Source organism: Agrobacterium sp. BT-220-3 (genome assembly GCF_025910175.1).
GTDB classification, from domain to species: domain Bacteria; phylum Pseudomonadota; class Alphaproteobacteria; order Rhizobiales; family Rhizobiaceae; genus Agrobacterium; species Agrobacterium oryzihabitans.
The window spans coordinates 25,822-38,276 of record NZ_JAPAIX010000007.1 but is presented as its reverse complement, the minus strand read 5'-3'; the positions used below and the strand labels follow the sequence as shown (position 1 = coordinate 38,276).

The window sequence follows — 12,455 nt, the reverse complement described above, 5'->3', positions numbered from 1 at the left end:
GCCTCAGTTGGGATTGGCAGGATCTGCGTGGGGATCGTTGGATGGCTGCACCGTATTGTCGATCACCACCGGCGAACCATTGCTCAGTTTCAGCTGGCCGGAGGTCACGACGACGTCACCCGCGCTGACCCCCTTGATCACCGCGATCTGGTCGCCACGCGCCTGCCCTGTGGTGACGAACCTCTGATCGGCCACAAGCTGCGGCTTTCCATCCTGCCCCGCTCCCTTGTCTGTTATTATATAGACGACATTGCCATAGGGATTGATGGTGACAGCGGTCTGCGGCAAGGCGATATAGTTTTGCGGCTCACCGACCACCACCGAGACATTGCCGAACATGCCGGGCAACAGCTTGTGGTCGGAGTTGGAGAAGCTCGCCCGGATCGTGAGGTTGCGGCTCTGGCTGTCCACCAGCGGATTGATCGCCGTGATCTTGCCGGAGAAGGTCTGGCTGCCATAGGCATCAATTGTTACGTTTATATCCTGCCCGACCTTTACCTGCGACAGAACCTGCTGCGGCATCGAAAAGTCGAATTGTATCGGGTCGAGCGACTGCAAGGTGACGACAGGGGTTCCTGCAGCAAGATATTGGCCAAGGCTGACAAGTTTGATGCCAAGGCGCCCGTCGAAAGGCGCTCGAATTGAATATTGATCGATCAATGCCTGTTGTGCCAGGACCTGTGCCTGCGCGGATCTCAAGACCGCCAAATTGCTATCGACCTGGCTTTGCGCAATGGTGCTGGCCGCGATCAACCTGGTATCGCGGTCATGGGCAATTTGCGCGTTCGCCTCCGTCGCCTGATATTGTCGGAGCAGAGCAATCTGCTGGTCGGCAAGCAGTTGCACGACCAGATCGCCTTTTTTGACGTCTTGACCATCCTGAAAGGCGACCTCCTGCACGATGCCCTGAACCTGCGGCGAAAGGCTGGCGCCCTCAACGGCGTTGAAGCTGCCTACCGATTGCAGCGTTGTCTGCCATGGGCTCATCGCGGCCGTGATCGTCGAGACAGTCTGCGGCGGCGCCTTGAGATTGGCAAGATATGTCGCGATTGCGCGGTTCTTGAACGCCTGAAAACCGAATATCCCCCCGAGAATCAGGCCTATGACGATCAGCATGACCACCATGCGTTTTATCATGATTGCCAGTACTCCTGTTCAGAGACGAGTCAATACGAAGTTTGATTGGCGTTGACGCAGCCAACCGCACGATTTCCCGCGCGGGCGGTGGTAAAACCATCGCCCCCTGCGTCCAGTGCGCCCATGCGTGTTGATCGTGATATGAATTGGCGGCGTCGCATCGGAAAGCGTCATCTGGCGGCAACTCCGAACCGCCGAAGGCAATTTTGACAGCGCCGTGCCTGGGATATGTGTGATCCCTCTGCCGGCCATCTTCAAGCAAACCGGATCGATCAAGCGCATGGGCCTGCCTCTATTTCCGATTGAGCACGCGCTCCCTCGAACATATTCACAATAACTGATTTATTGTGCCGGGGCTATATCGAAGAGCGCTGGAGCATTTCCAGCAAAGAAGCTTCCGGCGCGTGAATGGAGGACCGTTTTTCCATCAACACTCAGGGAATTCATTGATACGGCGCTTCGACATCAGCGGATCAGATATCCGCTCATCCCTTTGAGGTGAAACTCGATCCATAATTTAAAATTCGCGTAGAGCGTCGACCTTAGGCGCTCTTTTTATTCCAAAGAAAAGAGCGCGCCATAAGACAATTGGGTCAAACAGGTAAACATTGAAACGCAGAGACTTGATGTTGACGATATCTTTTGACCAATAGGAAATAACTACACACTCGAGGACACGCCAACCCCATTGTCATCACCCACGAACTGAACAGTGCTCTTGCTCAGCAAGTCTAGAGCCGCTTATCTATTGGACAAGGATTTAGCCGGTTTGATCGCCGTGGCAGCGTGTCTGGAATGACTGATTTTGGGCCGGGAGCGGAATGACAGCGACGAGAGATGATGTCTTTTTAGCATCCGTTTTGATGCGGGCACCGCGCAGCGTGTTATCCATCAACCCACAAAATGCATTGAATAAAACAGCGCCTCAGAAAGAATATATCGGCGTGAATCTTCGGCGCTTACTCACAACGTAGTGGTTCAGATCGACTTGGCGACACCTGTTCTGATGAGGTCTGCCTTTATCTCAAAACGCTTCCTCTCACCGGATTTCTAGCGGTCTCGCCGCCAGATAAGCCCTGCCAGAACGAGCATCATGAGGTCTGCCATCGGCGCTGCCGCCCAGATGCCTATTTTCCCCCAGATCAAGGGAAGTGTCAGGGTCAGTGGAATGGCAAACAGATAGGTCCGGCCCAGCGAGAGGATTGCGGTCTGACGCACCTTCCCAACGGCTTGTACATAGCTCGCGGCCATCAGGACAGGACCGAAGGCGAAGTAGGCGGCAACATAGACTGGAACAATCCTGGCCACTTCCAGCGCCACCGTGGCATCGCTCACGAAGAGCCATCCAAGGCCATCGCGCGCCAGGCTCAGGGTCAACTGAGTAAGGAGGCCGTAAACCGCACTGACACAAATGGCCAAACGCAATGTATCCGATGCCCGGTCGGCTTGTCCTGCCCCAATGGTGTTGCCGACAATCGCCTGTAGGGCGAGGTTCATGCCCATAAGGGGCAGAAACGCGAAGGTCATGACACGCATGACGACGCCATATGCGGTCACCATGGTTTCCTGATTGCCAAGATTCAGGCGATGCAATGAGAATAGAACCGCCGCAGAACTCAGGGAGAGACCGATGAAGTTCATGCTTCTCGGTATTCCCAGGGCCAGCATCTCACCCCAACTTCGACCAATCCGAAAACCGACAACTGGCAAAATGCCCTTGCCCGCCATGCGATAGCCAATGATGAGCAAAAGCGCAATTAGCTGTGCCAGCGCAGTTCCGCCGGCAGAACCAGCGGCTCCGAACTGGAAATAGCCGATCAGCAATGTATTGAGAGCAATATTCGCAAGCGTCAGGATTACACCGGCCATGGCCATGAACGCCACGCGCCCCTCGGTGCGGAGCGCGTCCGAATGAACTGTCAGCAGAAACATGACCGGCGCTGCGACAAAGGAGACCGCCAGAAAGCGCCACCCCGTATCGGCGAGGTGCTGGTTGCCACCTGCCGTCCAGGTAACGATCACGCCGCCACCGAGGAAAAATAGGGCGATCGTAACCACACCAAGCACGACAGCCAGACCCTGTGCCGAAGCGAGGACCTCACAAGCCTCTGACATGTCACGCGCGCCAAGACGGCGCCCAAGCACGCTGGCCATGCCGGAACCGACAATAGCTGATGCCGCTACCAGTAGCATGGAGAAAGGAAAGACCAGCGTTACCGCACCAAGCGCTTCGGGCCCGACAAAGGCACCCAGTAGCATAGCATCGGCGACGATCAGCATCCCATTGCCCATGGTCACAAGGATGATCGGCAGGCTGGTTCGAATAAATACGGAAGAAATCGATCCACGCAGGAACGAATTGGTCGGCACGGAGGCCGAACGGTTTTGCTCACTCATCTCAACATTCCAAAATGGGCAAGTCGGATTTTCTGAGTGGGCGCTTGCATTGCCACCGCACCAACTACCCAAAAGGGGATATTGCGATCAGCTTGAACGAGCAGGAGTTCACCAATGACAGGGCGTCATGCAAGCGGCTGGCCTCCTGAAGCCGGGAGATTTATATGACTGCATCGCTACGCGGTCAAGCAAAACCCAGTCGGCCCTCATCCTGTTGGCTGAGGGGGACATTTACCCAGAACCGTCAGTTCAGGTTCCGCTTCGAGCTGGGCAGCAGGCAGCATAGGTCCAACGGCAGCTTCGGGGGCATCTCGGTGTCCGTCAGAACGGCTGGAAAGAAGGAGCGTTCTTGTCACAAGATTTGTCGCTCCATGGCCAAAGCACCCAGCTTTCAAGCTAAGTTGGGAAGCCGTCACGCCACCTCAAGGTGTGAGGGTTCCATTCCCTGCGCGATAGGCGGCGCAGAAGACTCCGAATGCGGGTGGGAAGAGTTAAGTCGCCGAGCCACGATATCGTGGTTGAGCCACAGGACGGGACCGGAGGGTTCGGAAGATTCGCCAAAAATTAGCTGCCCGGTTGCCTTCACAACGAGACCGCTCAGGAGGTCGCTGATCATCACCTTGCCATCCCGATGCATCTGGGTGATCTCGTTTGACGTGCCAATGGTCAGATCGGCCTGTGCCTGACTGTTTGCCATGGGCCAAGCCGAAAAGACATAGAACGGGCGCATGACCTCGCTGGCCTGCATGGCGGCGATCTTCCGGAAAACATCCTTCATGGTTAAGCCATCGGCCAGAAGCTGCTGGCAGGCCTGCCACTGTTCGTCTGCCCATTGGCCACCGTTTTCTTTCTTCAACGCAAGCAGCAGCGGTATGAGGGGCAGCTCGATACCCGTGAACACATCGGACGAGTTGGTCCGGATTTCGGGACAGTTATAGACAGTTGCCTTGATCCCTGTCGCCCAGGCTTGCTCTGCAATGCCTTCGAGCCGCATCTTCGCATATCCCTGGGTGTAGTTGGTATAGGTCTGCCAACGATAGCTCCCATCGATCAGGACCGCCGATCCATGATAACCATAGGCCGTATATCGCACTTGTCCGCCCGAAGCTTCGACGCGCTCGCGGATCGCCGTGCTGAAATCAATGAGATGGCGAAAGGTGTTTGCGGAGACATCGTCAAAATTCTGCAGAATGAGCTTTCCCATGTCACTGTCGAGCAGGGTCTGCGAAGACATGTGGCGGGCGCCGGTTCCCTTGTAGATTCGATTGGCGACGACCAGAAATACCTTCGCCTTCGGAATGCCCCCAGCCATTGTGTGGGCGAAGAAAACATTGCGGCCAGCGCTAATCATTCCGTCTAGAACGGTCATGACCCTTGAAAGCGACTCCGTAAAACGCGCAGTAGCGATGTCGCGGCATTGCCCTACATAGTCCCAGTCGAGCTTGTCGTGTTCCCAGCTCTCCAGCGTCATCTTTGCCAGGAGATCGGTGGGAGTTGGACCGTCTGCGGGCGCATCGAGATCGAAACCCGCCATAAGAGGTATGTTGATAATCCTGCCGCCCAGCTGGGCCTCCGCCGAAGACAGTTCCTCGGCGTCAAGCGGCCGGAGCGCGTTGTTCTCGTCGCGCCGCCCGACGGTGATCCCCACAATCTCCATTCCAGCCCGCCTGGCTTCGTCAAGCAAGCCGGTGGCGTATCCGCGGCCGAATAGTTCGCCGAACAATACGAAAACATCGCCCTTACGGAAGACCGTGTTTTCGGAAAGACTATTCAGTGCAACCGGATTTTCCATACTGTCAACTCTTTGCCTCGTGTATCGTAGAGCAATGGCTCACACGACCTGTGATAAAGACATGACCGTATAGTCGCCGGATGGGAACTCATTTTCGGTGACCGTTCATTTCAAAACGTGAAATCGATCCCCTGTTGTTCTTACACTGCAGCGAAATGCCAAAGCCGTTGGAGACAGGCGCACCCATACCAAAACGAATTGCTTCGAAACGCTCGTCTACGGATGCTTGAGAGGCTATCGGCGTTTCCTGAGGCGCAAAGCAGCCCTATTTTTTAATGCCGGGAGGCGGCTTGCATCGAGACTTATGCAATTTACAAAGTTCTTGATGCAAATCGAACCGGCGACACTGCTGTTAACGGAGGCTCCGTTTCAAACGATATGTCGACCCTTCGACATGATGGACATGCGGCGAAACAGCCACCATAGTGTCAAAAAAAGCGGCGCACCAGACCGACGCTGAATAGCGGGGCAAACCAACGGACGGGGCCGAAATACCGGTGAAGGCCGAACCTTTGCGGGAACGAAGGAACAGTCCGGACAATGGCCCGTGCCTTAGTCGATATGGGTTCGGCCTGCGTGCTGGCTCAGTTTGATACCCTACTTGCATGAACTGGTTGTCCCTCTCTGGAGGATAAGGCTAATGAAAATAAGAGTTCTCAGTGAGGCTGTTCTCGCCTTGATGCTTTCCACCGCAATCGCCTCCGCGCAGCAGGCGTCCGACACGGTGGCGCCCGAGAAAGCAACGGATGTTGCGACTGCCAAACGTATCGAGTCAAAGAGCTTCATGGTGGCGGCGGCCAATTCGCTGGCGGCTGAGGCGGGTCGCGACGTGATCGCAGCGGGTGGTAACGCCATCGATGCAATGGTGGCGGTGCAGGCCATGCTCGGCCTCGTTGAACCGCAGAGTTCCGGTCTCGGCGGCGGGGCCTTCCTGGTCTACTACGACGCAAAAAGCGGCAAGCTGACAACGTTTGACGGCCGCGAGACGGCGCCGATGGAAGCCACGCCAAAGCTCTTCCTGGATGACAACGGCCAACCGCTTAAATTCATGGACGCAGTGGTCGGCGGCCGCTCCGTTGGCACACCGGGAACAGTGCGGCTTCTGGAGGAAGCCCACAAACGCTATGGAAAGGCGGAGTGGGCAAGCCTCCTGAAGCCTGCGGAAACGCTGGCTACCGAGGGCTTTAAGGTGTCACCGCGCCTTGCCTCCCTGATCGCGTCCGAGGGCGACCGGTTGAAGAAATATAAAGAGGCCCGGTCATATTTCTTCGACACCTCCGGAGCCGCCCTGCAGACCGGTGCCCTGTTGAAGAATCCGGCCTATGCCGAAACGCTTGCGGTGCTCGCCAAAGGGGGTGCCGATGCTTTTTATAGAGGGAGAATTGCCGAGGCGGTCGTCAACACTGTGCGTGGGGCACCCGACAATCCCGGCGTGCTATCGCTGACCGATCTGTCCAACTATCGCGTGATCGAGCGCGAACCTGTCTGTCTCAATTATCGTGCTCTTGATGTGTGCGGCATGGGACCGCCCTCTTCGGGCGCCATCGCCGTCGGCCAGATACTAGGCCTGGTGGAGAATTTCGATTTAAGGAGCCTGGGGCCGAAAAATGGCGAAAGCTGGCGCATTATCGGCGATGCGCAGCGTCTCGCATTCGCCGACCGCGAGCGTTACGTCGCTGATAACGATTTCGTGCCACTGCCGATCAAAGGCTTGCTGGACAAGGCCTATCTAGGCGAAAGGGCAAAGCTGCTCGACGGCGACAAGGCGCTGGCCAACGATGCCGTCAAGGCTGGCGAGCCGCAATGGGACCACGCGCTAGTTTTCGGCCGGGATGCCGCGCTCGAGTTGCCTTCCACAAGCCATTTTGCCATCGTCGACAAGGATGGCAACGTGGTCTCGATGACGACGACGATCGAAAATGGCTTCGGCTCGCGCCTGATGACGAACGGCTTTCTGCTCAATAACGAGTTGACGGACTTCTCCTTCAAGACCCATGACGGCGGCCTGCCGATCGCCAACCGCGTTGAGCCCGGCAAACGGCCGCGCTCCTCCATGGCCCCGACTATCGTGATGAAGGATGGAAGACCACTGCTCGCCATTGGTTCCCCCGGCGGCAGCCAGATCATCGGCTATGTGACACAGGCGCTGATCGCCTACATTGACTGGAGCATGCCGGTTGAGGCGATCGTCGCCCAGCCGCATCTCATCAACCGGTTCGGCACCTACGACATCGAGGCCGGCACCAGCGCGGAAGAACTGATCGGGCCGCTGAAGGCGCTGGGTTACGAGGTGAAACCGGGCGAGATGAATTCCGGTTTACATGCTATTGAGATAACCGCCCAGGGTTTGGCCGGCAGCGCCGATCCACGACGCGAGGGAATGGCTGTAGGGGAGTGAAGGCTCAACCTGGGGAAGGACGGCGGCCTCAAGAGACTGAGCATAGCGTCGTGTGGAGGCTAGGTGGCTAACCTGCAAGTGTGTCCTGTTTTAGCGAAGAAATCGCAACGAACAGGACATAACGTCCAAAAACAACTCTTCCTGTGCCATCGAGGCCGTCAAAGCGTCAGAGCATTCCTTAGTGCACGTCGGGGAACCGGTTGTAACCCACTCCGTTAGTTGTCTGCATGACCAATGGAGGACGGCATGAAGAACTTCGCCCTTTATTACTGGCCAGTTCCTTTTCGAGGTCAGTTCATCCGCGGAATTCTGGCCCATCGTGGGTACTCCTGGGATGAATACGATGTCGATGCGATTGAAGGAATTATGGATTGTGGGGTGGAAAAGCAGCCGGTTGCCTTCATGGGGCCACCGGTTCTGATTGACCGTGAGCGTAATTTTGCAATCTCCCAAATGCCGGCGATCGCCATATACCTCGGTGAGCGGCTGGATATGCTGCCGGCAACTGTTGAGGGCCGCGCACTCAGCGCCAAGATCGTTAACGATGCCAATGATGTCCTTGATGAGTTGACTCTCGACGGCGGGCGCGAAATGTGGACACCTGAAAAGTGGGAGGAATTCATCCCTCGTTTCCAAAAATGGGTCCGTATTTTTGCGGATACGGGAGTACGAAACGGCTTGAGTGCTACTTCAGGCTTTATGCTCGGAACGGAAAAGATCGGCGTTGCAGATATAGTGACCGCAATCCTTTGGACGACTGTAGCGGACCGGTTCCCAGCCATTAAGGGCCTCATCGAGGACACCTCACCCATAATCTGGGGTCTCTCCAGAAGAGTGGGAGCTACAGCTCCGCTGGCTGCCTTGAACCGCAAGAGTTTTGAAGACTATGGCAACGCTTATTGCGGAGGAGAGATTGAGAAATCGCTCCGAAAGGTAGCGGGTTGATTAACGTCTGCACGGCGCCATAGCTTTGTCTGCTTTGCAGCCGGTATTTTCATGGAAATGCTGGTGAGGTCTGGCTTCGGTCTGGATGAGGGCCGGCTGGTGTCCCTGATCCGATCCGACCATTTCATTCAGCTTACTTCCGTGGAAGACATCGGCAGGTTTGTTGCAGCCGTGCTTGCCGACAAGTCCCGCTTTGGCGGCGCAACACTTAAGATCGCAAGCGATCGACTGACCGGACCCGAGCTTGAGGTCGCCTTCAGCGAAGCAGCCGGTCGCCCGATAACCTATAAACGGTTTCCGGACGATGTTTTGGCTGCAAACGCTGATCGCGCACATATGGCGGAGAGTCTGGTAGACGGCCCGCTCGCCGAGCAGGTCGATCTGAAACTCATGCACGAAATCAACCCCGACCTGCTGACTTTCAGGTCCTGGCTCGCGGGCAGTGGGCGCGAGTCGCTAGTTGCAGCCTTGTCAGCATCAGTCTCGTGACATTACGCGAGGTTCAATAATAACAACCGGGACGTAACGGGGGCAGGATTGCCAGGCAGCTTTCGACCTCATTGCCGTCGTTACCTTCCCGTAGCCGGGGGCTTAGAGCTGACATCAGTCGCGCGACAGGGCTTCGATCGGGTCCAGCTTTGCCGCATTTCGGGCGGGAAGGAAGCCGAACACGATTCCGATCATGGTCGAGCAGGCGAAGGCCACCATGATGGAGCCCGAAGAGAAGATCATTTTGAAGTCGGGGCTCAGCAAATTGAAAAGAGCGCTGATCCCGAGGGCGAGCATCACGCCCATGAAGCCGCCGACAAGGCAGACCATGACGGCCTCGATCAGGAACTGGGAAAGGATGTCGCTGCGACGCGCGCCGACGGCCACACGAACGCCGATCTCCTTGGTACGTTCAGTCACGGACACCAGCATGATATTCATCACACCGATGCCACCGACAATCAGCGAAATCACGGCGACTGACGAAATCAGCAGCGTCAGGGTTTGCGTGGTGGTCTCGATAGTCTCGCGAATGGTCGCCGAGTTGGTGAGGAAGAAGTCTTTCGCGCCATGCCGACGCTCGATAAGGCGCGAAACTGCGGCTTCGACATTGCCCGGGTCGACATCGTCTCTGATACGGACCGTTATGCCGTCGACGTTCGGACGACCCAGCATGCGGCCCATGACGGTTGTGTAAGGCGCATAAACCGTCAGCGTATCAACCGCCGGGCCGAAGGAGTTTTCCCGTTTCGTCACACCCACGACCCTCGCCGGCATTGTGCCCAGAAGGATGACCTGCCCCACCGGGTTTACCCGGTCTGGAAACAGGTCTCGCGCGGCGTTTGCATCGATCACCACATTTTGGCTGTAGGCGGTAACGTCCTGGGCGTCGAATAATTGTCCATGCGCCAGCTCGAGACCCCGTACACGAAAGAAGTCCGCGCCAACTCCGGTGACTGACGCATTGACGGCCACGGCGGCGCGCTTGACAGTTACGCTCGTCGTAACTGTTGGTGTCACGCTGTCGACATAAGGCTGGTTCACCAGCGCTTCTGCATCGGCGGGAACCAGGGTCCGTATCTTGCCCGCTTCCAGATCGCCGAAGCCTTTCCCGGCCCGCACCTCGATCGTGTTGGTGCCGAGCGAACTGATACTGCTCAGGATTTGTTGCTGCGAGCCGGCTCCCAGTGCCGAGATAGCCGCCACCGAGGCGATGCCGATGATGATGCCGAGCATGGTCAGAAGCGAGCGCATCTTGTGCGCCCATATTGCCGCGCCCGCCATACGAAAGGCTTCGGCCATCCGGTCAATTGCACCACGCCAGCCAGCGCCCGGCGCTTGCTCGCGGATGGGACGGGCCGTCGCGGCGGATTTGGATATATTGCGTTCGTCGGAAATGATAACGCCGTCGCTGATCTCGACAACCCGATCCGCGTGTTCGGCGATCTTCTTGTCGTGAGTGACGAGGATGATGGTGTGCCCCTCGGCGTGAAGCTCGCGAAGGATCTTCATGACTTCGGCACCACTGTGCGTATCCAGCGCTCCGGTCGGTTCGTCGGCCAGAATTATCTCGCCGCCATTCATCAGGGCGCGGGCAATCGACACCCGCTGCTGCTGGCCGCCCGAAAGCTTGCCCGGGATATTGCCCGTCCGCTCGGCCAGGCCCAGCCGGGTCAACAAGGAGATCGCTCGCTTGTGCCGGTCGGATCGGCTGCGTCCGGCATAGATGGCCGGCACCTCGACGTTGCTGGCCGCGCTGAGATCGGCAAGCAGATGATAGCGCTGGAAGATGAAACCAAAACGCTCACGGCGTAGCGCCGCCAGTTCGTCAACGGACATCTTCGAGGTCTCGCGTCCTTCGATCCAGTAGCTGCCGTCCGTCGGACGATCGAGGCAGCCAAGGATGTTCATCAGCGTCGACTTGCCGGAGCCAGAAGCGCCGATGATGGCCATCATCTCGCCGGCCTCGATGTCGAGGTCGACGTCTTTCAGCACCCGCACCATCTCGTCGCCTGCGGGGAAGGCGCGGGATACCCCACGTACGCGGATCAGTGGTTCCGTCATAACGCGCCCCTACCGCTTCGCCGCGGCCAGTTGAGCCTGGCCATCCGTGCGTTCGTCCGTGGATGCTCCAAGGACGATGGTCTCGGCTGCCTGAAGACCGCTAAGGATCTGGATGTCCGCGCCGTTATCGATGCCGACCTGGACCTGCCGGATCTGGACCTCGCCCATCGCGTCCAGTATGCGGACACGCGCCGTGTCCCCGGCCCGTGGCGCGCCTTCCACCGCGCTGAGCGGAATCAGCACGGCGCCGCTGACGCGGCTCAAGACGATGGACACCTGCGCCGTCATGGAGGGCCGCAGGACCCCGTCCGCATTCGCCACGTCGATCAGCCCGGTGTAATAGACCGCGCCGTTGGTTGAGCCAATCCGGCTCGCGGCGGCGTTGCTCTCGTTGGCGATGGAGGCCGGGGCCGGTTCCACCTGTCGCAACTCCCCATCGAAACGGCGCTTCGGGTCGCCAAGAATGCTGAACCAGACCGGCAGGCCCCGCCGTACACGCACGACGTCAGCCTCGGAGATATCCGCGCGCACCGTCATTGTGTCCAATCGTGCGATCATGACGATCGTCGGCGCAGTCTGCAGGGCATTCACGGTTTGACCTTCGTCAGTGACGATCGCAACCACAGTGCCAGCGATTGGGGCAGTGATGCGCGTATAGTCCAGTTCTATGCCCGCAGACTCCAGCGCGACCTGCGCTTGGGAGACCTGAGCGTCCAGCGACTGAACCTCGGCCCGCGCGGTGTCTCGCATCGCAACCGCGGCGTCATACTGGGCGCGCGGCGTGGAACCACCTGCCAGCAGGTCACGCTCGCGCTCGAAATCCTTCTCGGCTTTCACCAGACCGGCGCTGCGCGCGGCGTGAACGGCGCGGATGTTGGCCAAAGCGGCCTCGCGGTCCCGCAAGGTGTTGCGCCGGGTCTGGGAATCAATCTCGGCCACCAATTGGCCAGCCTCGACGATGTCACCGATCTTGACAGCCAGATGCTCAATGCGACCCGAGGCCTGAGCGCCGACACGCACCAGCTCGAGCGGTTCGAGAACCCCGGTCGCCAGAACCACCTCTTCAATGTCACCCGTTCGCGCCTGCGCGGTCACCAGTTCAAGCTTCGCTGGAGGACGCAGAAACAGGAGCCAGACGACCAGCAGACCGACAAGGGTTGCCGCCGCCAGGATGAAACGCTTGCGGGTAATGTGTCGTGTCATTTAATCGTGGCCCATGCTATTGAAATTTGC

At 58.0% G+C, this 12,455-nt stretch carries 8 protein-coding genes; 3 read left to right on the top strand and 5 right to left on the bottom strand.

Annotated elements, in window-relative coordinates; all coding sequences use genetic code 11:
* Nucleotides 1-3: 3 nt before the first annotated feature.
* The 3 genes from OK142_RS17850 to OK142_RS17840 all read right to left on the bottom strand — a co-directional run bounded on the left by OK142_RS17850 (nt 4) and on the right by OK142_RS17840 (nt 5,326).
* Nucleotides 4-1,137: an efflux RND transporter periplasmic adaptor subunit gene (locus OK142_RS17850; protein WP_498684307.1), complete on the bottom strand. Its 1,134-nt coding sequence runs from the start codon at nt 1,135-1,137 to the stop codon at nt 4-6.
* 1,050 nt (nt 1,138-2,187) lie between these two features.
* Nucleotides 2,188-3,534, bottom strand: a complete 1,347-nt coding sequence (locus OK142_RS17845) for an MATE family efflux transporter (protein ID WP_498684304.1) — start codon at nt 3,532-3,534, stop codon at nt 2,188-2,190.
* A gap of 412 nt (nt 3,535-3,946) precedes the next feature.
* A complete protein-coding gene (locus OK142_RS17840) occupies nt 3,947-5,326 on the bottom strand; it encodes an enoyl ACP reductase FabMG family protein (RefSeq protein WP_498684302.1) in 1,380 nt (459 codons plus the stop codon).
* Between the two features lie 640 nt (nt 5,327-5,966).
* On the opposite strand from OK142_RS17840, the gene ggt reads away from it, so the two are divergent.
* From ggt to OK142_RS17825, 3 genes are all read left to right on the top strand, one after another.
* Entirely contained in the window at nt 5,967-7,724 is a 1,758-nt protein-coding gene (ggt, locus tag OK142_RS17835; protein ID WP_498684298.1) for a gamma-glutamyltransferase, read from the top strand.
* 246 nt (nt 7,725-7,970) lie between these two features.
* Nucleotides 7,971-8,669, top strand: a complete 699-nt coding sequence (gene gst / locus OK142_RS17830) for a glutathione transferase, Atu5508 family (protein ID WP_498684297.1) — start codon at nt 7,971-7,973, stop codon at nt 8,667-8,669.
* 51 nt (nt 8,670-8,720) lie between these two features.
* A complete protein-coding gene (locus tag OK142_RS17825) occupies nt 8,721-9,158 on the top strand; it encodes an NmrA family NAD(P)-binding protein (RefSeq protein ID WP_498684296.1) in 438 nt (145 codons plus the stop codon).
* 114 nt (nt 9,159-9,272) lie between these two features.
* Here OK142_RS17825 and OK142_RS17820 read toward each other — a convergent pair whose 3' ends face one another.
* Both OK142_RS17820 and OK142_RS17815 read right to left on the bottom strand, forming a co-directional pair.
* A complete protein-coding gene (locus OK142_RS17820) occupies nt 9,273-11,222 on the bottom strand; it encodes a MacB family efflux pump subunit (RefSeq protein WP_498684294.1) in 1,950 nt (649 codons plus the stop codon).
* Nucleotides 11,223-11,231: 9 nt separating this feature from the next.
* Nucleotides 11,232-12,425, bottom strand: coding sequence for an efflux RND transporter periplasmic adaptor subunit (locus OK142_RS17815; protein ID WP_498684291.1), 1,194 nt, complete (start codon nt 12,423-12,425; stop codon nt 11,232-11,234).
* Between the last annotated feature and the right edge of the window lie 30 nt (nt 12,426-12,455).

What these genes read in the sequence shown, in the direction of transcription:
- OK142_RS17850 (WP_498684307.1), bottom strand. Translation starts at nt 1,137, where the DNA reads ATGATAAAACGCATGGTGGTCATGCTGATCGTCATAGGCCTGATTCTC.
- OK142_RS17845 (WP_498684304.1), bottom strand. Translation starts at nt 3,534, where the DNA reads ATGAGTGAGCAAAACCGTTCGGCCTCCGTGCCGACCAATTCGTTCCTG.
- OK142_RS17840 (WP_498684302.1), bottom strand. Translation starts at nt 5,326, where the DNA reads ATGGAAAATCCGGTTGCACTGAATAGTCTTTCCGAAAACACGGTCTTC.
- ggt (WP_498684298.1), top strand. Translation starts at nt 5,967, where the DNA reads ATGAAAATAAGAGTTCTCAGTGAGGCTGTTCTCGCCTTGATGCTTTCC.
- gst (WP_498684297.1), top strand. Translation starts at nt 7,971, where the DNA reads ATGAAGAACTTCGCCCTTTATTACTGGCCAGTTCCTTTTCGAGGTCAG.
- OK142_RS17825 (WP_498684296.1), top strand. Translation starts at nt 8,721, where the DNA reads ATGGAAATGCTGGTGAGGTCTGGCTTCGGTCTGGATGAGGGCCGGCTG.
- OK142_RS17820 (WP_498684294.1), bottom strand. Translation starts at nt 11,222, where the DNA reads ATGACGGAACCACTGATCCGCGTACGTGGGGTATCCCGCGCCTTCCCC.
- OK142_RS17815 (WP_498684291.1), bottom strand. Translation starts at nt 12,425, where the DNA reads ATGACACGACACATTACCCGCAAGCGTTTCATCCTGGCGGCGGCAACC.